This window comes from Piscinibacter sp. PDB5-1 (genome assembly GCF_056676035.1).
Window position 1 is genome coordinate 146,185 of the sequence record NZ_JBWVZL010000005.1, and the last position, 22,456, is coordinate 168,640.

A 22,456-nucleotide genomic window follows, 5' to 3' on the forward strand; every position below is an offset into this window, starting at 1 on the left:
CGGGTCGGCGAGGCGCGGTTGCTTTACAAATAAGAGTTATTATCATTCTCATTGACTCTCGCTTGGCATCGCGTGCGCGCGCTGTCGCTCGCCCGCCTGTCTCGCCGAACGCCATGACCGCTTCCCGCCTCAGTGACCTTCCTGCCGGTGCCCAGGGCACCGTGCAGGCCGTGTGTGCCGTCGGCCCCGACGCCGACGCGCAGATGCTGCGCCGCCTGGGCGAACTGGGCTTTCTGCCGGGCGAGCCGGTGCAGGTGCTGCGGCGCGGCCCGGGCGGACGCGAGCCCATCGCCGTGCAGATCGGCGAGACGCTGTTCGCGCTGCGGCGCGTCGAGGCGCAGTGCGTCGAGGTGGTGCTGGCCGGGGCCGCGGCATGAGCGCGATCCCCATGGACACCGCGCATGCCGCCGCGCCGCTGCGTGTTGCGCTGGTCGGCAACCCGAACTGCGGCAAGACCGCCTTGTTCAACCTGCTCACCGGGGCGCGCCAGAAGGTCGCCAACTACGCCGGCGTGACGGTCGAGCGCAAGGTCGGCACGGCGCACTTGAAAGATGGCCGGCAGGTCTCGGTGATCGACCTGCCCGGCACCTACAGCCTGACGCCCAGCACGCCCGACGAAGAGGTCACGCGCGCGGTCGTGATGGGCCAGCGCGCCGACGAGCCGGTGCCCGACGCGCTGGTGGCGGTGGTCGATGCGACCAACCTGCCGATGAACCTGCGCCTGGTGCTCGAACTCAAGCGCCTCGGCCGGCCGATGGTGCTGTCGCTCAACATGGCCGACGTGGCCCGCAAGCGCGGCCTCGCGATCGACGTGGCCCGGCTCTCGGCCGAACTCGGCCTGCCGGTGGTCGAGACCGTGGCCGTGCAAGGCCAGGGCCACGCGGCGCTGGTGGCGCAGCTCGAACGCCAGGCCCAGTGGCCGACGCCGGTCGCATCGAGCGAGCCGCTGTCGGCCGCCGAGGCGCAGAAAGAGGTGCGGCGCATCCTCGCGCTGGCGGCGCCCGGGGCCATGCAGTTCAAGCGCTTCAACCACCGCATCGACTCGGTGGTGATGCACCCGGTGTGGGGCCTCGCGCTGCTGGCGACGCTGCTGTTCCTGATCTTCCAGGCCGTGTTCGCCTGGGCCAGCGTGCCGATGGACGCCATCGAGGCCAGCGTCGGCTGGCTCGGCGAGCAGGTCAACGCCCGCATGGCCGAGGGCCCGCTGCGCAGCCTGCTGGTCGATGGCGTGGTGGCGGGAGCGGGCGGCGTGCTGGTGTTCCTGCCGCAGATCCTGATCCTGTTCTTCTTCATCCTGGTGCTCGAAGACTCGGGCTACCTGCCGCGGGCGGCCTTCCTGCTCGACACGGTGATGGGCAAGGTCGGGCTGTCGGGGCGGGCGTTCATTCCGCTGCTCTCCAGCTTCGCCTGCGCCATCCCCGGGATCATGGCGGCGCGCACCATTCCCAACTGGCGCGACCGCTTGGCGACCATCATGATCGCGCCGCTGATGACCTGCTCGGCGCGGCTGCCGGTGTATGCGCTGCTGATCGCCGCCTTCGTGCCGGGGCGCGCGGTCGGCGTGTTCAACCTGCAGGGGCTGACGCTCTTCGGCCTGTACGTTGCCGGCGTGCTGTCGGCGATGGCCGTGGCCTGGGTGATGAAACGTGTGTGGAGCAAATCCAGCTACCAGCCGCTGATGCTGGAGCTGCCGCCCTACCGCTGGCCCAGCCTGCGCAACCTCGCTCTCGGCCTGTGGGAGCGGGCGCGCATCTTCCTGCGCCGCGTGGGCACGATCATCTTCGCGCTGACCGTGCTGCTGTGGTTCCTGGCCAGCTACCCCGAGGCCCCGGCCGGCGCCACCGGATCGGCCATCGAATACAGCTTCGCCGGCCAGCTGGGCCGCGCGCTGCAGACGGTGTTCGAGCCCATCGGTTTCAACTGGCAGATCTCGATTGCGCTGGTGCCCGGCATGGCGGCGCGCGAAGTGGCCGTGGGCGCACTCGGCACGGTGTACGCGCTCTCGGGCAGCGAAGACCAGGTCGGCGAGGCGCTGACCACGGTGGTCGCGCAGACCTGGTCGCTCGCCACCGCCTACGCGCTGATCGCGTGGTTTGTGTTCGCGCCGCAGTGCCTGGCCACGCTCGCGGTGGTCAAGCGCGAGACCAACTCGTGGCGCTACCCGCTGTTGATGGCGGCCTACCTGTTCGGCCTGGCCTACGTGGCCGCCTTCGTCACCTACCGCGTGACGCTCTGGCTCAGCGCCTGAGCCTGGCCTGTCACGCCCAGCCTGGAGCCTGCGATGCAAGACGTTCTGGTCGGCGTGGTCGTGTTGTTCTGTACGTTGTACGCGGTGTGGGCGCTGCTGCCCCCGACGTGGCGGCGCTCGGTGGCCTTGCGCCTCGCGGCAGCCCCCTGGCCCGGTGTCATCGCACGCGCCCTGCGCCGTGCGGCCGACACCGAGGCCGGGTGCGGCGGCTGCAAGGGCTGCAAGAGCGCAGTGCCCACACCGCGCGCGGGGGGCGGGCAGCCCGTGCACCTGCACCCGCGGCGTCCCCGCTGAACGCAGGCCGTCGGCGGCTGACACGCGCCAGTCACCGTTCCGTCACGCCGCTTTCATCGGCGGCTTCCAGACTGCCGGGTTTTCGCCTGGATGTTCTGGAGCCCCGTGATGCCGTCTGCCTCGTCCTTCATTTCTCGCACGCCGCGCCGCGCCCTGTGGGCTGGCGCCGCCCTGGCCGTGGCCGTGCTGGCTGCCTGTGGCGGAGGCGATGACGAACCCGTCAGCACCGAACGCACGCCCACCACGCTGACGCTGCAGAAGATCGGCGGCTACAACGGTGGCGCCGCCGGTGCGGCCGAGATCACGGCCTACGACGCGTCCTCGCGCCGGCTTTTCGTGGTCAACGGTGCCAACGGCACGGTGGACGTGCTCAACCTCGCGACCCCAGGCACGCCCACGCTCATCAGCACGATCAACGTCGCCACCGTGGGCGCCGGCCTCGGAGGTGTCAACAGCGTGGCCACGCACAACGGCCTGGTCGCGCTGGCCATCGAAGCCAACCCGAAGACGAGCCCCGGCCGCGTCGCCTTCTTCGACGCCAACACGCTGGCCCTGCTCGGCCAGGTGACTGTGGGCGCCCTGCCCGACATGCTGAGCTTCACGCCCGACGGGCTGAAGCTGATCGTCGCCAACGAAGGCGAGCCCAACAGCTACGGCTTCGTCGATTCGGTGGACCCGGAAGGCTCCATCAGCATCATCACCGTCAACCGCGGCGGCACACCGACTGTGCAGACCGCCGACTTCCGCGCCTTCAACGGCCAAGAGGCCGCGTTGCGCAACCAGGGCGTGCGCCTCTTCGGCCCCAACGCCAGCGCCGCGCAGGACATCGAGCCCGAGTACGTCACCGTCAGCGACGACGGCCGCACCGCCTACGTCACGCTGCAGGAGAACAACGCCATCGCCACCGTCGATGTGGCCAGCGCGACGGTCACCGCGATCCGCGCACTCGGCACCAAGGACCACAGCCTCGCCGGCTTCGGCCTCGACGCCAGCGACGAAGACGGTGGCAGCAACACCAACAGCGGCACGCCGGTCATCCGCATCACGCCGCAGCCGGTGCGCGGCCTGTACCTGCCCGACGCCATCGCCAGCTACCGCATCGGCGGCAGCACCTACCTCGTCACTGCCAACGAGGGCGATGCCCGCGCCGACTGGCCCGGCTTCAACGAAGAGACCCGCGTGCGCGCCCACTGCAGCAACGGGCTCGACCCGGCGGTGTTCGCCGACCCGGCCAACCTGATCCTCGACTCGAACCTCGGCCGCCTGCGCATCACCAGCAGCCCCAACGGCGGCAGCGACGGCAAGAACGCGGCAGGTCAGTGCACGGCGTTGTACGCATTCGGCGGGCGCTCGTTCTCGATCTGGACGGCCGACGGCGCGCGTGTCTACGACTCGGGCGACCAGTTCGAGCAGCGCACCACGGCGCTCGGCAACGCCGCCTTCAACGCCAGCAACGACAACAACACCGCCGACGGCCGCAGCGCGAGCAAGGGCCCCGAGCCCGAAGGCGTGGTGCTGGGCCGCCTGGGCGCGAAGACCTTCGCCTTCATCGGCCTGGAGCGCGTCGGCGGCGTGATGGTCTACGACGTCACGACGCCCTCGGCACCGAGCTACGTGACCTACCTCAACAGCCGCGACGGTGCCAACGGCGACCGCGGCCCCGAAGGGCTGACGTTCATCCCGGCGGCGCAATCGCCGAACGGCAGGCCGCTGCTGGTGGTGGGGCACGAAACCAGCGGCACGACCGCCATCTACGAAATCGTGCCGACGTACTGACGCGGGACACGCGCGGGGGCCGGGCGGCCACGCCGCCTACCATCGCGCGCATGAACGCATTCATCGCCTGGGCGCTGGCCATTGCCGCGCTCTTCGTCGGCTGGCAGAGCTACGGCCTCAACGGCCTGGCCCTGGCCGGCACGCTCATCGTCTTCTGGCTGCTGCTGCATTTCAACCGCGTGATGCGCGTGATGCGCAACGCCAGCCACCGGCCCATCGGCCACATCGGCAGCGCCGTGATGCTGAACGCGAAGCTGCGCCCCGGCATGACGATGGTGCAGGTGATGACGCTGACGCGCAGCCTGGGCGAGAAGCGGTCCGAATCGCCCGAGGTGTGGAGCTGGAAAGACGGTTACGGCGCGTCGCTCGCCCTCACCTTCGTCGGCGGCAAGCTCAGCGCGTGGGCACTGCAGCGGCCCGGCGATGCGGTGTCGTCCCCTGCCCCTGGGTCGGTGGATGCACCATGAAAAACGCCCGCTGGCGCGGGCGTCATCGCAGGCAAAAAAAGAACGGGCCGTTCAGGCTTGCTGGCGACGGCGCCGGGCCACGGCACCGATCAGGCCGAGGCCGGCCAGCATCAGCGCGTAGGTTTCGGGTTCGGGCACCGCGGTCACCGGCAGGATCTGCGACACAAGGTCGTAATTGCGACGGCTGCCGATCCAGTCGATCTTGAAGTCGGGGGCGTAGTTGGCGAAGGCACCGGCCGCTGCCGTCAGGCTGAAGGTGAACGACATCGTCGGCGCCGCGGCTGCATAGCCCGAGAAGCAGAAGAAGTTGCCGCGGCCGTTGCAACCGTTGGAGTTCAGACCGCCGGAGTGGGTGACCCAGCCCGGCAGCGTGGCCGACACGAAACCGGTCGGCATGTTGAACGCGAACGACGTGACAGCGGTGCGGCCGTCGGTCGAGTTGTTGGCGATGTCGAGCGTCAGGCTGTGCGTCTCGGTCGAGCCGCTGGACGACACCAAAGAATCACGCAGCGTGTAGGTGATGTTGTCAACCGTCAGCGCGAACGACGCAGCGGAAGCAAGGACCAACGCGGTGGCGGTGGCAAGAGCGCGCAGGGGCTTCAGCATGGGACACCTCGAGAGGGAGCCGTTCCTGTGGAGCGCGGAACGGGTAACGCCCGGTGACTATAGGGATTCCCCTCGGACAGCGACAGTGCTCGCCCCCCCTGGAACCGAGGGGGTGCCACCCCCGCGCTCGTAGAATCCGGACCTTTCTCCCGAACACACTGAGGAACTTGCCATGTCGATGGCCGATCGCGACGGAAAAATCTGGATGGACGGCCAACTGGTCGATTGGCGCGACGCCAAGATCCATGTGCTCACCCACACCCTGCACTACGGCTGCGGGGCCTTCGAGGGCGTTCGGGCCTACAACACGGTCAACGGCACGGCGATCTTCCGCCTGCGCGAGCACACCGAGCGGCTCTTCAACAGCGCGAAGATTTTGCGCATGAAGATCCCCTTCTCGTTCGACGAGGTGATGGAAGCGCAACGCGCCGTGGTGCGTGAGAACAAGCTCGAGAGCTGCTACCTGCGCCCGCTGACCTGGATCGGCGACACCAAGCTCGGCGTCAGCCCCAAGGGAAACAAGATCCACCTGATGGTCGCGGCCTGGGCCTGGGGCGCCTACCTCGGCGAAGAGGGCCTGAAGCGCGGCATCCGCGTCAAGACCAGCAGCTACACGCGCCACCACGTCAACATCACGATGACGCAGGCCAAGGCGGTGAGCAACTACAGCAACTCCATCCTCGCCAACATGGAAGCCACCGACGACGGCTACGACGAGGCGCTGCTGCTCGACGCGGCCGGTTTCGTGAGCGAAGGCGCGGGCGAGAACATCTTTGTGATCAAGAACGGTGTGGTCTACACGCCCGACCTGTCGGCCGGTGCGCTGAACGGCATCACCCGCAACACCATCTTCGCGATCTGCAAGGATCTCGGCCTGGAGCTGAAGGAAAAGCGCATCACGCGCGACGAGGTCTACATCTGCGACGAGGCCTTCTTCACCGGCACGGCCGCCGAAGTGACGCCGATCCGCGAACTCGACCGCATCGAGCTCGGCCAGGGCTCGCGCGGCCCGATCACCGAGAAGATCCAGTCGGCCTTCTTCGACATCGTGAACGGTCGCAACCCGAAGTACGCCGAGTGGCTGACCAAGGTCTGATTCGAGCGAGGACGCAGCCATGAGCGAAGCCAAGTCCACCGGGTCCACCGTCGAAGTGCTGGCCAAGGAGCTGCAAGGCCCCGGCGTCGTGCACTGCCCCAACCCGAAGATGCCGCTGTGGAGCAACCACCCGCGGGTCTTCATCGACGTGGCGGCCACCGGCGAAGGCAAGTGCCCGTACTGCGGCACGGTCTATGCGCTGAAGGCCGGCGAAGTGGTGCGTGGCGGGCACTGAGGCCACGTCGGGCCGAGCGCCGGGCCGCTCCCAAGCCGGCCCGAATCGCCTCGGGGGATCGGCCGACGTACCCGTCGGCCGAGGGGCCCTCATCATTGCGCCGCAATGGATCGGCGACGCGGTGATGTCCGAGCCGCTGCTGGCGGCGCTGGCCGCGCGCGGCGAACAGCTCGCGGTGGCGGCGCTGCCCTGGGTGGCGCCGGTGTACCGCGCGATGCCGCAGGTGCGCGAGGTGATCGAATGGCCGTTCGCGCACGGCCGCCTCGACTGGGCGGCGCGCAAGCAGGCCGCACGCGCGCTGCGTGGCCGCTTCGATGCGGCCTACGTGCTGCCGAACTCCATCAAATCGGCGTTGATCCCGTTTCTGGCGCGCATCCCGCGCCGCGTGGGCTACCACGGCGAAGGCCGCTTCCTGCTGCTCAACGAGCGCCTGAAGAGCCCCGAGGGGCGTCCGCCGATGGTGGCCTTCTACCGCGCGCTGGCCGGCGGGGTGAGCGACCTGCACGCCCCGCAAGACCGCCCGAAACTGAGCTTCGATGCGGCCACCGTGCAGGCGGCCTGCGCCAAGGTGGGTCTCGTCGCTGCCGGCTACTGGGTGTTCGCCCCCGGGGCCGAATACGGCCCGGCCAAGTGCTGGCCCGCGAGCCACTACGCCGAACTCGCGCGCGCGCTGCACGCGGCGCACGGGCTGCCGGTGGTCTTGCTCGGCTCGGGCAAAGAGGCTGCGCTGTGCGACGAGATCGCAGCGGCCGCGCCGGGCGCCTGCCGCGTGCTGGCCGGCAAGACGAGTCTGCTCGACGCGATGGCGCTGATCGCCGGTTCGCGCGGCGTGGTCAGCAACGACTCGGGGCTGATGCACGTGGCGGCGGCCTTCGGGCTGCCGCAGGTCGCGGTGTTCGGCTCGACCAGCCCCGAGCACACGCCGCCGCAGAACCCGCGCGCGCAGGTGCTGTGGCTGAAAGACGAGTTGAAGCTCGACTGCATGCCCTGCTTCGAGCGCACGTGCCGCTACGGGCACTACCGCTGCCTGACCGAGGTCGCGCCGGCGCGCGTGCTGAACGCGCTGCAGGCAAGCGTCGCGTCGGCCTGAGCCGGCCCGCCCGCCGCTACTGCGGCAGCACCTGCCCGAGGCCTTCGAGGATGCGGCCGATGTGGATCGGCTTGGTCCAGTAGCCGTCGTAGCCGGCGGCGAGCGCGGCGTCGATCTGCGACTGCATCGCGTCGGCCGACAGGGCCACGCAGCGCTGGCGCGCCAGCCCGGCGTCGGCGCGCAACTCGCGGATCAGCTGCAGGCCGTTCATGTCGGGCAGGTTCATGTCGATCAGCAACAGGTCGTGCGGGCGCTCGCGCGCCATCGCCAGACCTTCGCGGCCGTTGACCGCCACACGCAGGCGCCACTGCGGGCGCGCCTTGAAGACCTCTTGCATCAGCAGCACGTTGAGCGGCTCGTCTTCGATGTAGAGCACCTCGCGCTGCGCCGCGGGAGGAGGGCTGGTGCTGACCGGCGGCGTGTTGGCCGAGGCCCCCGCTGCCACGAGGGGCGCCCCCGGGGGGCCGGGCGGCAGGCACAGCGTGAAGGTCGAACCCGCACCGGCCTGGCTGCAGACTTGCAGCTCACCGTGCATGGCCATCGCCAGTTCGCGCGCGATCACGAGGCCCAGGCCGCTGCCTTCGACGCGGCGCTTCTCGGCGCCGAACCGGTGGAAGGGCTGGAACAGCAGAGACTGCTGCTCGGGCGTGAAGCCCTCGCCTTCGTCCTTGATCGACACCGAGACCCGCCCCGCGCCCTGGCCCACCGAGATGCGCACGGCGCCGTGCGGGCGGTTGTACTTGATGGCGTTCGACAGCAGGTTCAGCAGCACCTGCTCGACCGCCCGGGCGTCGGCCTCGGCCCAAGTCGGCGCCAGCACCGGGGCGATCAGCCGCACGCCGGTGGCCAGCGCCTGTGGCTGCAGCAGACCGACCACCGCGTCGACGGCGGCCGCCAGATCGACCGGCACGCGCTTGAGCGTGAAGTCTTGATGCTCGATGCGCGCGAGGTTGAGCACGTCGTTGATGAGGTCGAGCAGGTGGCGCCCGGCGCGCAGCACGTTGTCGAGCCGCATCGACTGTTCGGCGCCCAGCGGCTGGTCGCGGTCGAGCGCCATCAGCTGCGCGAAGCCGAGGATGCCGTTGAGCGGCGTGCGCAGCTCGTGGCTCACGCGCGAGAGGAATTCGCTCTTGGCGCGGTTGGCGCGTTCGGCCGCTTCTTTCTCGGCACGCAGCTGTTCGAGAGCAACCTGCTGGGTCACGTCACGGCAGGTGCCGACGATGCCGGTGGCCTGGCGCTGGGCGTCGAAGGTGCAGCGGGCCGAGATTTCGAGCGTGGGCAGGCTGCCGTCCTCGCGCTGCACGCGGTAGCGCAGGTCGAACGAACTGCCGGTGGCCACGGCATGCTGCAAGGTCGCGTCGACGCGCTCGCGGTCGGGGCCGGGCATCAGGCGCAGCCAGTCGGGCACTGTGAGCGCGCCGTGCGGGTGCGCCAGGCCGTGCGCAGCGCAGGCGCGGGCGTCGAAGCTCAGCACGCCGCCCGGCCACGCGATGTGGGCAATGCCGATGCCGGCGGCTTCGGCCGCGAGGCTCCAGCGCTCTTCGCTGCGGCGCAGGGCGATCTCGATCTCTTTGCGCTGGGTCACGTCGGCGGTGAAGCCGTGCCACAGCGTGCCGCCCTCGGGGTGAGGCTCGGGCACGGCGCGCACCTCGTGCCACCGCACCGCACCGTGGCGGATCACCCGGTACTCCCGGTACCAGGGCTGCAGGCGCCGGCCGGCCTCGTGCAGGCTGCGCAGAAAGCTTTCTTCTTCATCGGGGTGCAGCACGCGGCAGGCGGCTTGCGCGTCGCCCCCGTCGCCGTCGCGCGGCGGCTCGGCGTCGTACAGCTCGCGCGCCGCATCGCTCGCGTAGAGGTAGCGCGCGGTGAAGTCGGGCATCAGCCGCAGCTGGAAGATGCAGCCCGGCACCTGAGCCGACAGCTTGCGCAGCAGTTCGACCTGCGCATGGGTCTCGCGCTCGGCGGCCATGTGCAGCGACACGTCGCGCGCGGTGCCTCGGTAGCCGGCGAAGCCGCCTTTGGCGTCGAACACCGGCACGGCGCTGCGCGAGATCTGCAGCACGCCGTGCGGGGTGGTCTCGGCCGTGACGATGCGGGCGATGGGCTGGTGGCGGTGCAGCAGTGTGTGCAGCGTCTCGCCGCTCTTGAGCGGGTGGCCCAGTTCGTCGAGCAACGGCGCGTCGGCGATGGGTTGGCCGCGCACCTGGGTCGCCTCGAAGCCGGTGATGGATTCGAAGCGGCCCGACACCCAGGTGTAGCGCAGCGCGGCATCGGTCTCCCACATCCAGTCGCCCGACGAGCGGGCCAGGTCCAGCAGGCGTTCGCGTTCGGCGTGGACCACACGCAGCCGTTGGCGCTCGCGCAGTACGCCGCTGGCCACGCGGGCCAGGCGCAGCAGCACCTCGTGGTGCTGCGCATGCAGCGCGCGGGGCTCGTGGTCGATGACGGCCAGCGTGCCCACGGGTTGGCCGTCGAGCATCAGCGGTGCGGCGGCATAGAAGCGCAGCCCACGCGGCCCCCGTACCGCCGGGGTCTGGGCGAAGCGCGGGTCGTCGGCTGCATCGGACACCTCGAAGGTCTGCTCATGCGTGGCCGCATGGCGCAGCGCTTGGATGCAAAAGGCGGCGGTGTCGAGCGCCAGGGCGGCGTGGCCATGGCTGGCCAGCACCCGGCTCTGCTGGGCTTCGCACAGGCTGACTCGCGCGCCGGGGCAGTCGCAGGCCTGGGCGGCGCTCGCGGCGAGGTCGCGCAGGGCTTCGAGGTGAGAGGGGTCGGTGTCTTCGTGCAGTCCCAGCGGGTGCGGGATCAGCCAGCGGCGGGATTCATCGGTGGGCGACGGGGCTGCTGGCTGCATGAGAGCGCGGAGTGGGGGAACCGGCCGATTGTGAAACACGAACATGTCATGCCGGTGCGGTGAAAACGCGAAGGCACCCCGGTCGCTGGTGCAACAACAACACCGGGACGACGCCCACTGTAGGGTCCGTCCGACAGCTTCTGGCCGGCTTGTCCGGCATACCCGGCGCGGGGGTGTACGTAGTCTTGCCAGCGTCCCGAACAAGGCCCTGGCCGCACGGCTGGGGTTCGGGTTCCGTTCACTCTGAGGAGAAAAGACCATGACGAACCAACGCTTCCAACCCGCCGCGATCACTCGCGCCTTGATCGCCGTTTGTGGCGCCTTCGTGATGGCCGCCGGTGTGCAGGCTGCCGACGGCAACAAGGCGGCCTACGAGTCTGCGAAGGACTCGGCCAAGGCCACCTACGAGGCCGCCAAGAAGCAGTGCGACACGCTGGCCGGCAATGCCAAGGACATCTGCCAGGCCGAAGCCAAGGTCGAGCGCAAGAAGGCCGAGTCGACCGCCGAGGCCAGCTACAAGAACACGCCCAAGGCCCGCTACGACGCGCGCACTGACATCGCCGAGGCCGAGTACGAACTCGCCAAGGAACGCTGCGACGACAAGGGCGGCAACGAGAAGGACGTCTGCGTGAAGGAAGCCAAGGCCGTGCTGGCCAAGGTGAAGGCCGATGCCAAGGCCGAACGCGAGTCCACCCAGGCGGTCAACAAGGCCTCGCATGACAAGGCCAAGGCCGACGCGAAGACCAACGTCGAGAAGTGCGACACCCTGGCGGGCGACGCCAAGGACGCCTGTGTGAAGCAGGCGAAGGCGCCGGCCAAGATGTGACGCCGCTGCGTCGCGTGCGCTGAAGAAAGGGCCCCTCGGGGCCCTTTCTTTGTGGGTCGCGGCCGGGCTCAGCCGGCGGCCGCGGCGCGCTGCAGGCGACGCTCGACGAAATCGAGCCGGTCCTGGCCCCAGAAGATCTCGCCGTCGATCACGTAGCTCGGCGCGCCGAACACGCCCGAGGCGATGGCGCGTTCGGAGTCGGCTTCGTAGCGCTCGTGGACCGCCTGCGTGTGGGCGTCGTCGAGGCGTGCCTCGGGCAGGCCCTGTGACTTCAGCAGGCCGCGCAGCACCTCGGCGTCCGAGATGTTGAGGTCGTCCACCCACACGGCCTTCATCAGGGCGCCGGCAAAGGCCATCGCGGCCTCGGTGCCGTCTTTCATGTCGATGGCGATGATGAGTTGCGCCGCGTCGTCGTTGCTGGCCACCGGAAAGTACTTGGGCTGCAACTTGATTGGCAGGCCCAGGTGCTCGCTGAAGCGCTTCATCTCCAGCAGCCGGTAGGCCTGGCGCTGCGGCGCGCGTTTGTTGAGCGGCAATCCGCCGGAACTCGGGAACACCTTGCCGCCCAGATCGACCGGCAGCACGTTGATGCGGGCCCCGGCGGCGCGTGCGATGTCCCAGAAGCGCTGGTGGCCGAGGTAGGTCCACGGCGACTGGGGGGTGAAGTAGTAGTCGATCTCCACGCTCATGGCGGCTCCCTGGCACGACGAAGGGGGGCAGTCTAGCCAGTGCGTGATGAACCTGCCGCGAAAGCGCTGAAGCCCCGCGCGTAGACTTTGCGCCACCCAAGGAGACGCGCGTCGATGATCAAGTGGCAATGGCAAGTCTGGCTGGGCGCGGTGGTCCTGGCGCTGGGCGGCGGCGTGGTGGCGGCGCCCGCCGAGGCCCCGGCGCCGACAGCCACACCGAAGGTGCTGCGCTACGCCTTCAACGCGGCCGAGACCGGCTTCGACCCGGCCCAGGTGAGCGACCTCTACTCGGCCATCATCAACGCGCACATCTTCGAGCCGCTGTACCAGTACGACCACCTCGCGCGGCCGGCCAAGATCAAGCCGCTCACGGCGGCCGGCATGCCCGAGCACAGCGCCGACTTTCGCGTGTGGACGGTGAAGCTGCGCCCCGGCATCCACTTCGCCGACGACCCGGCCTTCCGGGGCAAGAAGCGCGAACTCGTCGCCGAGGACTACGTCTTCGCCCTCAAGCGCTTTGCCGATCCGGCGCTCAAGAGCCCGGCCTGGCCCGGACTCGAACAAGAGGCGTACGCGGGGCTGAACGAGCTGCGTGCCAAGGCGCTGAAGCAGAAGAAGCCCTTCGACTACGACACCCCCATCGACGGCGTGCGCGCACTCGACCGCTACACGGTGCAGTTCAAGATGGCGCAGCCGCGGCCGCGTTTCATCGAAGGGCTGGCCTCGGGCACCTTCGGCGCCGTGGCGCGCGAGGTCGTGCAGGCTTACGGCGACCAGATCAGCGCCCACCCGGTGGGCACCGGCCCCTTCGTGCTGAAGCAGTGGCGCCGCAGCTCGCTGATCGTGCTGGAGAAGAACCCCAGCTACCGCGAGGTGCTGTACGACGGCGAGCCCGCCGCTGACGACATGCAGGCCCAGGCCCTGCTCGCGCGCTTCAAGGGCCGGCGGCTGCCGATGATCGACCGCGTCGAGGTGTCGATCATCAACGAGTCGCAGCCGCGCTGGCTGTCGTTCCTCAACGGTCAGTCGGACCTCATCGAGCGCGTGCCGCCCGAGTTCATCAACCTCGCCATGCCGAAGGGGCAGGTCGCGCCCAACCTCGCCAAGCAGGGCATCGAGGGGCACCGCACGGCGGCCTCGGTCGTCACGATGACCTACTTCAACATGGACGATCCGCTGGTCGGCGGCTACACGCCCGAGAAGGTCGCGCTGCGCCGCGCCATCAACCTGGGCACCGACATCGAGCGCGAGATCCGCCTGGTGCGGCGCGGGCAGGCCATCCCGGCGCAGTCGCCGATCGTGCCCGGCACCACGGGCTACGACCCCGCGTTCAAGTCCGAGAACGGCAGCTACGACGTGGGCCGCGCGCAGGCGTTGCTCGACCTCTTCGGCTACACCGACAAAAACGGCGACGGCTGGCGCGACCAGCCCAACGGCCAGCCGCTCGAACTGGTGCTGGCTTCGCAGACCGACCCGCTGTCGCGCCAATTCAACGAGCTGTTCAAGCGCAACATGGACGCGTTGCGCCTGCGCTCGCGCTTTTCGCTCGCCACCTGGCCCGAGCAGTTGAAGGCTGCGCGCGCCGGCAAGCTGATGATGTGGGCGCTGGGCAGCTCGGCCGCCGCGCCCGACGGCCAGGGCGCGCTGGGCCGCCTGTACGGCCCCGAGGCCGGCGGCGGCAACCTGGCGCGCTTCAAGCACAAGCGCTTCGACGAGATCTACGAGCGCATGCAGACCCTGCCCGACGGACCCGAGCGCCTGGCCCTGTTCGACGAAGCCAAGCGCATCGCCGTGGCCTATGCGCCCTACAAGTACCACGTGCACACCATCATTACCGACATGACCCACCCCTGGGTGCTGGGCTTCAAGCGGCCGCTGTTCTGGCAGACCCACTGGCAGTACATCGACATCGACGAAAGCCGGCGCCCGCGCTGACCCGAGGTGCCCATGAGCACGACGCGCGAAGCCCAGATCGACCGCTACCTGCGCTGGCTCGAAACGACCCGGGGCCTGCGCTTCGACGCGCACACGACCGCCGGCTACGACGCGCTGTGGCGCTGGTCGGTGGGCGACCTCGACGCCTTCTGGGGCTCGCTGTGGGACTACTTCGAGATCGCGTCCCCCACCCCGTACGACACCGTGCTGGCCGATGGCCGCATGCCCGGGGCGCGGTGGTTTCCCGGCGCCACGCTCAACTACGTGCAGCAGGTGTTTCGCCACGCCGAGGCGGCGCACGCGGCCGGCCACCCGGCCCTCGTCTTTCAAGATGAGGCCTTGCACGCGCAAGGCGAGCTGCGTGAACTGAGCTGGCCCGAGCTGCAACGCCAGGTCGCCTCGCTGGCCGCGCAGCTGGCGGCCATGGGCGTGCAGCGCGGCGACCGCGTGGGCGCCTTCTTGCCGAACCGGCCCGAGACGGTGGTGGCCTTTCTCGCCGTGGCCAGCCTGGGTGCGATCTGGTCGGTCTGCTCGCCCGACATGGGGCCGATGGCGGTGCTCGACCGCTTCGCGCAGATCGAGCCCAAGGTGCTGATCGCCTGCGCCGGGTACCGCCACGGCGGGGTGGCGCACGCGCGCATCGACGTGCTGCGCGAGGTGGTGGCGAAGCTGCCGTCGCTGACCGATGTGGTGCTGTGGGGCGGCGGGGGCGAGGGCGCGTTGGCCGGGGCCTCATCGCCCCCCACGTGGCACGACTTCGAGGCCCTCCTCGCCGACGACGTGCCGTTGCACCCCGTGCCCGTGCCTTTCGACCACCCGCTGTGGATCGTCTACAGCAGCGGCACCACCGGCCTGCCCAAACCCATCGTGCACGGACATGGCGGCGTGGTGATCGAGGCGCTGAAGCTCACGCGCTTCCACCTCGACCTCGGCCCGAGCGCCGAGACTGGCGACCGCTTCCACTGGTACAGCGCCACCGGCTGGATCATGTGGAACTGCCAGGTCGGCGGCCTGCTGAACGGCACCACCGTGTGCCTGTACGACGGCAGCCCCAGCGGCCCGGCGGGGGCGGCCGACTGGGACACGCTGTGGCGCTTCGCGTCGCAGGCCCGCGCGAGCTTCTTCGGCGCCGGCTCGGCCTTCTTCGCCGGCTGCCTGAAGGCGGGGTGCGCGCCGATGGCCTCGGCCGACCTCTCGCGCATCCGCGCGGTGGGCGCGACGGGTTCGCCGCTGGCCGTCGAGGCGCAGCGCTGGGTCACCGATCACCTGCCGCGCCAGGCCGATGGCTCGCCGGTGTGGATGGACGTCATCTCGGGCGGCACCGATTTCGCCGGCGCCTTCATCGCCGGCCTGCCCACGCTGCCCGTCACCGAAGGCGAGATGCAGTGCCGCTGCCTGGGCGCGGCGGTCGAGAGCTGGGACGAACACGGCCAGCCGCTCGTCGATGCGCTGGGCGAACTGGTGTGCACGCGCCCGCTGCCGTCCATGCCGCTTCGCTTCTGGAATGACCTCCATGACCAGCGTTACCGCGAGAGCTACTTCGACATGTACCCCGGCGTGTGGCGGCATGGCGACTGGGTCGTCATCACGGCGCGCGGCGGGGCGGTCATCCATGGGCGCAGCGACGCGACCATCAACCGCCACGGCATCCGCATGGGCACGGCCGAGCTGTACCGCGCGGTCGAGGCGCTGCCCGAGGTGATCGACAGCCTGGTGGTGGACCTCGAAATGCTCGGCCGCGAGAGCTACATGCCGCTCTTCGTGGTGCTGCGCGAGGGGCTGACCCTCGACGACGCGCTGACGGCGCGCATCCGCCAGGCGATCAAGGCCGCGCTGTCGTCGCGCCACGTGCCGAACGAGATCTTCCAGGTCAGCGCCATCCCCCGCACGCTGTCGGGCAAGAAGATGGAGTTGCCCGTGAAGAAGCTGCTGCTGGGCACGCCGGCCGAGCAGGTGTTCAAGCTCGACGCGATGGCCAACGCCGAGGCGGTGGCCTGGTTCACGGCCTTCGCGGCACAGCGTCCGGCCTGACCGGCCGGAGCCGCTCAGGCGGTGTCGCGCGACTCCGAGGGGGCGGGTGCTTCGTCCACCGCCGGCAGGCTGAAGAAGAACGCCGCGCCCTGGCCCTTGACGGCCTCGGCCCATACCTCGCCGCCGTGCTTGTTCATCACGCGCCGCACGATGGCCAGGCCCACGCCGGTGCCGGGGAAGTCGGCCTCGCGGTGCATGCGTCGAAACGGCTGGAAGAGCTGCTGGGCGTAGGTCATGTCGAAGCCCGCCCCGTTGTCGCGCAGGCAGCAGACCACCCGGCCATCGGCCGCCGCCTGCCCAGTGAGGGTGATGCGGGCCTGCTCGGTCTTGCCGGTGAACTTCCACGCGTTGGACAGCAGGTTGTCGAGCGCCAGGCGCAACAGGCCAGCGTCGCCGCGCACCACGAGCCCGGTGTCGACCTCGACCTCGACCTGCCGTTCGGGGGCGCCCGTGCGCAGCGCACGCACGATGTCGCGCGCCATCAGGCCGAGCGGCACGCGGTCAAGGTGCACGTCGGCGCGGGTCACCTTCGACAGCGTCAGCATGTCTTCGATGAGCGTGTTCATGCGCTGCGCCGAGATGCGCACGTTGCGCAGGAAGTCGAGCGCCTGGCCGTGCAGCGGCGGGTCCACGCCGTCGAGCAGCAGGTCGCTGTAGCCCTGCACTGCGCGCAGCGGCGCGCGCAGGTCGTGCGAGACCGAGTACGAAAACGCTTCCAGTTCGCGGTTGGCCTCTTCGAGCTCGGCGGTGCGCTGCATCACGCGCTGCTCCAGGCTTTCGAGCAGCGCGACATTCTCGAATGCGAGCGAGGTGCTGTCGGCCAGCGCCTGGATCAGCGACACCTCGTCGGGCGTCGCCACGTGCGGCGTGGCCCAGTAGTTGCCGATGGCACCGATGGCCGAGCCGGCGCGGATTGGCGCCATCACCAGGCTCTTCACGAAGGTCGGCCGGTAGGCCTCGTGCGGGATCCGCGCATCCTCATAGATGTCGGGAATCACCACCTCGCGTCCGTTGAGCATGGCCCAACCGCTGATGCACGCCTGCAGCGGGAAGCGCTTGCCTTTCCACAGCGGCCCGATGGCGTCCTCATCGACGTAGTGGCAAAAGCCGCCATCGCGCAACACCACCGTCGCGCCATCGGCCAGGTTCAGCTGGCGCGCGCCACGGCGCACGACCTCGACAATGGCCTCCCTGCTGCGCGCCAGCGAGAGATCTTTGACGATGTCGATCAGGATCGTGTGGCCCCGCGCGAGGGCGCGCAGCCGTTCGTTCTCGCGCGCTTCGCTCAGGCGCTTGAGCGCGCTCGGCAGGCGCCACAGCTGGTGCTTGGGCACATAGTCGGTGGCGCCGGCTTCGAGGCAGTGTTCGGCCCAGCGCGGGTCGGGGTTGCCGCTGACGAAGATGAATGGCATGTCGGGCCGACGCTCGCGCACCCGCTTGAGCGCTTCGAGGCCATCGATGCCCGGCACCTGGTTGTCCGACACGATGGCGTCGAAGTGCTGGTGGTCGAGGGCCTCGAAGAACTCGGTGGCCGACGTGGCGTTGCGCCAGGTGGGTTCGGTTTCGAGGCGGGCGGCTTCGAAGCGGGCGACTTCGCGGTGCACGAGGTCGGCATCGAGCACGTCGTCCTCGAGGTGAAGGATGTGGAGTGCTTGCATGTGCGTCTCGTTCTGCGACGAGCCTCCCAGCGTTCGGGTCGAGCGGCGTGGCGCAGACAATGCGCGCCGTCGCGGGGTCACGAGTGTGTCGCCGCCTCGCCGGGTTTCGTCCGCCAACCTCGCCGCCGAAAAGGTCTTGAATGAACGCCACTGCAACAGGTCCCGAATTCGAGCAGGCAAAAGCGCAGTTCATCGAGGGGCTCGCGCACTACCAGGCGCAGCGCTTCGAAGCCGCCGAACGCTGCTTCGCCGAGTCGTTGCAGCGGCTGCCGGGGCGGGTCTCGACGCTCGTGAACCTGGCCGCCGCACGCCTGCGCCTGCACCGGCCCGAGGCCGCGCTGCAAGCCGCCGAGGCGGTGCTCGCCACCGAGCCCGACAACGCCGATGCGTGGCTGCACCGCGCGCAAGCCCTCACCCTGCTCGGCCGGCATGGCGACGCGCTCGCAGGCTTCGAGCGCCTGATATCGCTGCGCCCCACGCTCGCCGAAGCGTGGGTCTTGCGCGGCGAGTCGCTCGAGCAACTGGGGCGCAACGACGACGCCCTGGCGAGCCACGACCGGGCCCTCGCGCTCGATGCCACCCATGCCCCGGCCTGGAGCCGGCGCGGCGGCCTGCTGCGCGAGCTGCACCGCTTGGACGAAGCGGCGCACGCCTACGAACAGGCCATCGCGCACGGGCTCGACGATGCGCTGCACCGCCACTGCCTCGCCGCCGTGCGCGGCGAGGCCTCGGCCCACGCGCCCCGGGCGTACGTCGAAGCGCTGTTCGATGCCTATGCCGGTGAGTTCGACACGCACCTGCGGGCTTTGGGCTATCGCGCCCCCGAGCTGCTGGCCGCTGAAGTGAGCGTCGCGGTCGGCGCACGGTGCTTCGATGCGGCGCTCGACCTCGGCTGCGGTACCGGCCTGTGCGGCCCGTGGCTGAAAGCGCGTGCCACGCAGCTGAGCGGCGTCGATCTGTCGAAGCAGATGCTGGTGCAAGCGCGCACGCTCGGGGTCTACGACGCGCTGGCGCACGCCGACATCACCGAGCACCTGCGCGGGCTGCCGACGGGGCACTGCGACCTGGTCGTCGCCGCCGATGTATTCATCTACGTCGGCGAGTTGCAGGCGTTGTTCGAAGGCGTCGCACGCGTGCTGCGGCCGGGCGGCGTCTTCGCGTTCTCGGCAGAGCGCGCGCCCGACGGCAGCGCCGGCTGTGTGCTGCAGCCCAGCCTGCGTTACGCCCACACCGAGCCCTACCTGCTCGGCCTCGCCCATGCGCACGGCTTCGAGCGCCTGCGCCTGCTGCGTGCACCGATCCGCGAAGACCAGCGTGAGTCCATCGACGGGCTGTACCTCGTGCTGCAACGCCCGCCTGGTTGACCACCTGAGCCCTTCAAGCCCTGTGCGCCTCGACGCCTCCATGGGGCCCCAAGCGCTCAGTCGGGCGCTTCGCGTTTTGTGAATGCGGATGGGGTTGCGCCCCTCGCCTCCAAGCTCGTTGAACGCATCGAAGCGCGCCACTTCGTGGGGTCGACCGTGTCATGCAACGCGTGTGCACCCCGTGGGCTTGAGCACCCGCTCGGTCGAAGCGGGGTTGCGCGCGAGCTTGGCGGCGGGCCGGCGAGGGCGGGGCAGCAGTTCGCCGCCGCAGTTGGGGCACAGGCCGCCGAGGGTGCCTTCAGCGCACGGGGCGCAGAAGGTGCACTCGAACGAGCAGATGCGTGCCGCCGTCGAGTCGGGTGGCAGGTCGGTGTCGCAGCATTCGCAGTTGGGACGCAGTTGCAGCATGGTGGCTCCTCGGGTCGGGGTTGCCAGCATGCCGGCTCCAGCCCGCCTGCGGGATGAGCAATGTGCATCGAAGGGATGCGCCCCGCGCCGCGGTGGATCGAGCGCACCCCCCCGGGCTATGCTCCGCCTCCATGAAGATCCTTGTCCGCTGGTTGTTGTTGGCCGCCGCCCTCTTGTTGGTGGCGCATGTGATCCCCGGTGTCGCCGTGAACAGCTTCACCGCCGCGATGATCGCGGCCCTGGTGCTGGGCCTGTTGAACGCCTTGCTGCGGCCCCTGCTGGTGCTGCTGACGCTGCCGGTGACGGTGCTGACGCTCGGGCTCTTTCTCTTCGTGATCAACGCGCTGATGTTCTTCTTTGCCGCCGAGCTGCTGAAGGGGCTGTCGGTCACCGGCTTTGGCGCGGCGCTGCTGGGCTCCCTGGTCTACAGCGTGTGCGGCGTGGTCATCGACAGCGCGCTCGAAAGCATCTTCCGCTCGAAGGATTGACCCGTCGGCCACGCCCCCGGGCTCAGCCCAGGGCTTCGGCGGCCGGTTCCGCCAGGCGGCTTCGCTCGGCCTCGGCGCGCTGCTGCTCGGGGCAGCCGCACATCTGCAGGCCCGTGTGGTGTTCGAGGATCTCGGCCACCCAGTCCACGAACACCCGCACCTTCGACGACAGGTGCCGGTTCGACGGGTACACCACGTGGAAGGGGATCGGGTCGGACAGCCAGTCGCACATCACCAGTTCGAGCGCGCCGCACTTCGGGTACTGCTGGAACATGTAGGTCGGCAGCCGGCCCACGCCCAGGCCGGCCAGGCAGGCATCGACGTATGCGTTCGAGTCGTTGAGCGTCAGCCGGCTCGACACCGGCAGCAGGATGCGTTCGCCGCCGCGCGAGAACTCCCACTCGTAAGTCTCGCCGCCGCGCGGCGAGAAGTAGTTGAGGCAGGTGTGGTGCTTGAGGTCGTCCGGGTGTTCGGGCCAGCCGTGCTGCGCCAGGTAGCCCGGCGTCGCGCAGGTCACGAGCTGCATGGTGCCCACGCGCCGCACCACGGTGCTCTGGTCACTGACTTCGCCGGCGCGCAGCGCGCAGTCCACGCCTTCGCTCAAGAGGTTGAGCGGCCGGTCGCTGCAGCCGAGTTCGAGTTCGATGTCGGGGTAGCGCTGAAAGAAGTTGTGCAGCGCGGGCATCAGCAGCCGGCTGGCGACCGCCGTGCTCACGTCCACCCGCAGCCGCCCGCGCGGGTTGGCCTGGCGCGACGAGAACGACTCTTCAGCGTCACGCAAATCTTCGAGGATGCGCACGCAGCGCTCGTAGTACGCGGCCCCTTCGGTGGTGACGCTGACACGCCGCGTCGTGCGGTGCAGCAGCCGCACCTTCAGGTGCGACTCCAGCTCGGCGATGGCCGCTGACAACGTGGCCTTGGGCATGTGGAGCAGCGTCGCGGCGCTGGTGAAGCCGCCTGTATCGACCACGCCGACGAAGGCTTGCATGGCTTTGATGGTGTCCATTGTTCCGATTCCTGAACAGTCAATCCCCGAGTGGCCACTTTATACGCTTGGGGCAAGCAAATAAAGTCCTGCTGCGTCGCAACATGGGCCCTCAGCCCTTTTGGCGTTGCGCCGCATTTCCCCTCTCCGTTTCGAAAGTCCCGCCATGTCCCAGCGCGCCGTGCCCTTGATCTTTTCGATGACTGCCCTTGCGCTGGCATCGGCCCTCGTCTTGACGCTTGCCGGCTGCTCGCGCGGCGGCGAGGCGATGGCGGCCGACTCCCCGGCTGGGGGGCCGCCGCCCGCGCCGCCGGTCAGCGTGGCGCCGGTCGAGGCGCGCGAGGTGGTCGAGCAGCGCGAGTTCTCGGGCCGCATCGAGGCAGTCGAGTCGGCGCAGATCCGCGCCCGGGTGGGCGGGGTGATCGACGACATCCGCTTCAAGCCCGGCTCGATGGTGAACAAGGGCGACGTGCTGTTCGTGATCGACCCGCGCAGCTACCGCGCCGAGGTTGCCAAGCTCGAAGCCGCCGCCGCCTCGTCGCGGGCGCGCGCCGACCTGGCCGCCACCGAGCTGGAGCGGTCCAAGCGCCTGCTGGCCGACAACGCCATCGCGCAGCGCGACTACGACGAGCGCGCGGCCAGCGCCCGCCAGCTCGATGCCAACGCCCGCGCCGACGACGCGGCCCTGCGCGTGGCCCGCCTGAACCTCGAGCATTCGACCGTGCGTGCGCCCTTCGCCGGGCGCATCGGCAAGGCCGAGGTCACCACCGGCAACTTGGTGGACAGCAGCGTGGTGCTGACCACCCTGGTCTCGGTGAGCCCGGTGTACGTGAGCTTCGATGGCGACGAGGCCACCTACCTGGCGCTCGGCAGCGCCGCCCGCGGCAATGCGTCGGCGGTGAAGGTGCGTGCAGGCCTGGCGAACGAGAGCGGCTTTCCGCACGAAGGCCGGCTCGACTTCGTGGACAACCGCATCGACCCGGCCTCGGGCACGCTGCGCATGCGCGCGGTGGTCAACAACGACAAGGGCCTGCTGACACCCGGCCTGTTTGCCCGCGTGCAGGTCGGCACCGCTTCGCAGACGAACACGCCGGCCGTGCTGATCCACGACGCGGCCATCGGCACCGACCAGGACCGCAAGTACGTCTACGTGATCGGCGCCGACAACACCGCCGAATACCGCGTGGTGCAACTCGGCCCGGTGGTCGAAGGCCTGCGCATCGCGCGCAGCGGCCTCAAGCCGGGTGAACGCATCGTCGTCAACGGCCTGCAGCGCGTGCGGCCCGGGGCCCCGGTGACGCCGGAGGTGGTGGCGATGGCCAACCCGACGGCTTCGGCGCCGGGGGCGGACAAGCCCAAGCAATAAGACCGACCGCAACGCCTCGCCCCCCCCATCGCCCGAACCC

The 22,456-nt window shown here is 69.7% G+C and carries 19 protein-coding genes and 1 pseudogene; 14 read left to right on the forward strand and 6 right to left on the reverse strand.

Annotated elements, in window-relative coordinates:
* The first annotated feature begins 113 nt into the window (after window positions 1–113).
* The 5 genes from AC1KAT_RS19560 (at window position 114) to AC1KAT_RS19580 (ending at window position 4,785) form a co-directional block, all read left to right on the forward strand.
* Window positions 114–377 (forward strand): FeoA family protein, encoded by a 264-nt coding sequence (locus AC1KAT_RS19560; RefSeq protein ID WP_480328664.1) that lies wholly within the window; start codon window positions 114–116, stop codon window positions 375–377.
* Window positions 374–2,248: a ferrous iron transporter B gene (gene feoB, locus AC1KAT_RS19565; protein ID WP_480328665.1), complete on the forward strand. Its 1,875-nt coding sequence runs from the start codon at window positions 374–376 to the stop codon at window positions 2,246–2,248. Before AC1KAT_RS19560 ends, feoB begins: the two co-directional genes overlap by 4 nt.
* A gap of 33 nt (window positions 2,249–2,281) precedes the next feature.
* Entirely contained in the window at window positions 2,282–2,542 is a 261-nt protein-coding gene (locus AC1KAT_RS19570) for a DUF6587 family protein (protein ID WP_480328666.1), read from the forward strand.
* A 108-nt stretch (window positions 2,543–2,650) separates the two neighbouring features.
* Window positions 2,651–4,318, forward strand: coding sequence for a choice-of-anchor I family protein (locus tag AC1KAT_RS19575; protein WP_480328667.1), 1,668 nt, complete (start codon window positions 2,651–2,653; stop codon window positions 4,316–4,318).
* Between the two features lie 50 nt (window positions 4,319–4,368).
* Window positions 4,369–4,785, forward strand: coding sequence for a hypothetical protein (locus tag AC1KAT_RS19580; RefSeq protein WP_480328668.1), 417 nt, complete (start codon window positions 4,369–4,371; stop codon window positions 4,783–4,785).
* Between the two features lie 51 nt (window positions 4,786–4,836).
* Here AC1KAT_RS19580 and AC1KAT_RS19585 read toward each other — a convergent pair.
* Window positions 4,837–4,932: pseudogene (locus AC1KAT_RS19585) on the reverse strand (PEPxxWA-CTERM sorting domain-containing protein); the annotation flags it as partial.
* A 631-nt stretch (window positions 4,933–5,563) separates the two neighbouring features.
* Between AC1KAT_RS19585 and AC1KAT_RS19590 the strand changes: the two are divergent.
* From AC1KAT_RS19590 to waaF, 3 genes are all read left to right on the forward strand, one after another.
* Window positions 5,564–6,487, forward strand: a complete 924-nt coding sequence (locus AC1KAT_RS19590; protein WP_480328669.1) for a branched-chain amino acid transaminase — start codon at window positions 5,564–5,566, stop codon at window positions 6,485–6,487.
* 19 nt (window positions 6,488–6,506) lie between these two features.
* Window positions 6,507–6,722: a zinc-finger domain-containing protein gene (locus AC1KAT_RS19595; RefSeq protein ID WP_480328670.1), complete on the forward strand. Its 216-nt coding sequence runs from the start codon at window positions 6,507–6,509 to the stop codon at window positions 6,720–6,722.
* A 124-nt stretch (window positions 6,723–6,846) separates the two neighbouring features.
* The gene (waaF, locus tag AC1KAT_RS19600; protein WP_480328671.1) at window positions 6,847–7,812 is read left to right on the forward strand and encodes a lipopolysaccharide heptosyltransferase II; all 966 of its coding nucleotides are present in this window, start codon (window positions 6,847–6,849) and stop codon (window positions 7,810–7,812) included.
* Window positions 7,813–7,828: 16 nt separating this feature from the next.
* Here waaF and AC1KAT_RS19605 read toward each other — a convergent pair whose 3' ends face one another.
* Window positions 7,829–10,666, reverse strand: a complete 2,838-nt coding sequence (locus tag AC1KAT_RS19605; RefSeq protein ID WP_480328672.1) for a hybrid sensor histidine kinase/response regulator — start codon at window positions 10,664–10,666, stop codon at window positions 7,829–7,831.
* Window positions 10,667–10,925: 259 nt separating this feature from the next.
* Here AC1KAT_RS19605 and AC1KAT_RS19610 point away from each other — a divergent pair, with 259 nt between their 5' ends.
* Window positions 10,926–11,492, forward strand: coding sequence for a hypothetical protein (locus AC1KAT_RS19610; RefSeq protein ID WP_480328673.1), 567 nt, complete (start codon window positions 10,926–10,928; stop codon window positions 11,490–11,492).
* A gap of 68 nt (window positions 11,493–11,560) precedes the next feature.
* On the opposite strand, the gene AC1KAT_RS19615 is transcribed toward AC1KAT_RS19610, so the two are convergent.
* On the reverse strand, window positions 11,561–12,181 hold the full coding sequence (locus tag AC1KAT_RS19615; protein WP_480328674.1) for a DsbA family protein: 621 nt from the start codon (window positions 12,179–12,181) through the stop codon (window positions 11,561–11,563).
* 114 nt (window positions 12,182–12,295) lie between these two features.
* Here AC1KAT_RS19615 and AC1KAT_RS19620 point away from each other — a divergent pair, with 114 nt between their 5' ends.
* Together AC1KAT_RS19620 and AC1KAT_RS19625 are read left to right on the forward strand one after the other, a co-directional pair.
* Window positions 12,296–14,116, forward strand: coding sequence for an ABC transporter substrate-binding protein (locus AC1KAT_RS19620; protein WP_480328675.1), 1,821 nt, complete (start codon window positions 12,296–12,298; stop codon window positions 14,114–14,116).
* A gap of 12 nt (window positions 14,117–14,128) precedes the next feature.
* The gene (locus tag AC1KAT_RS19625) at window positions 14,129–16,147 is read left to right on the forward strand and encodes an acetoacetate--CoA ligase (protein ID WP_480328676.1); all 2,019 of its coding nucleotides are present in this window, start codon (window positions 14,129–14,131) and stop codon (window positions 16,145–16,147) included.
* Between the two features lie 14 nt (window positions 16,148–16,161).
* Here AC1KAT_RS19625 and AC1KAT_RS19630 read toward each other — a convergent pair whose 3' ends face one another.
* A complete protein-coding gene (locus tag AC1KAT_RS19630) occupies window positions 16,162–17,805 on the reverse strand; it encodes a sensor histidine kinase (protein WP_480328677.1) in 1,644 nt (547 codons plus the stop codon).
* 140 nt (window positions 17,806–17,945) lie between these two features.
* On the opposite strand from AC1KAT_RS19630, the gene AC1KAT_RS19635 reads away from it, so the two are divergent.
* Window positions 17,946–19,169, forward strand: coding sequence for a methyltransferase domain-containing protein (locus AC1KAT_RS19635; RefSeq protein ID WP_480328678.1), 1,224 nt, complete (start codon window positions 17,946–17,948; stop codon window positions 19,167–19,169).
* A gap of 159 nt (window positions 19,170–19,328) precedes the next feature.
* On the opposite strand, the gene AC1KAT_RS19640 is transcribed toward AC1KAT_RS19635, so the two are convergent.
* Window positions 19,329–19,577, reverse strand: a complete 249-nt coding sequence (locus tag AC1KAT_RS19640; protein WP_480328679.1) for a DUF1272 domain-containing protein — start codon at window positions 19,575–19,577, stop codon at window positions 19,329–19,331.
* 131 nt (window positions 19,578–19,708) lie between these two features.
* On the opposite strand from AC1KAT_RS19640, the gene AC1KAT_RS19645 reads away from it, so the two are divergent.
* Window positions 19,709–20,065 (forward strand): phage holin family protein, encoded by a 357-nt coding sequence (locus tag AC1KAT_RS19645; RefSeq protein WP_480328680.1) that lies wholly within the window; start codon window positions 19,709–19,711, stop codon window positions 20,063–20,065.
* 22 nt (window positions 20,066–20,087) lie between these two features.
* Here AC1KAT_RS19645 and AC1KAT_RS19650 read toward each other — a convergent pair whose 3' ends face one another.
* Window positions 20,088–21,071: a LysR family transcriptional regulator gene (locus tag AC1KAT_RS19650; RefSeq protein ID WP_480328681.1), complete on the reverse strand. Its 984-nt coding sequence runs from the start codon at window positions 21,069–21,071 to the stop codon at window positions 20,088–20,090.
* Window positions 21,072–21,216: 145 nt separating this feature from the next.
* On the opposite strand from AC1KAT_RS19650, the gene AC1KAT_RS19655 reads away from it, so the two are divergent.
* On the forward strand, window positions 21,217–22,416 hold the full coding sequence (locus AC1KAT_RS19655) for an efflux RND transporter periplasmic adaptor subunit (protein WP_480328682.1): 1,200 nt from the start codon (window positions 21,217–21,219) through the stop codon (window positions 22,414–22,416).
* Window positions 22,417–22,456: the final 40 nt, after the last annotated feature.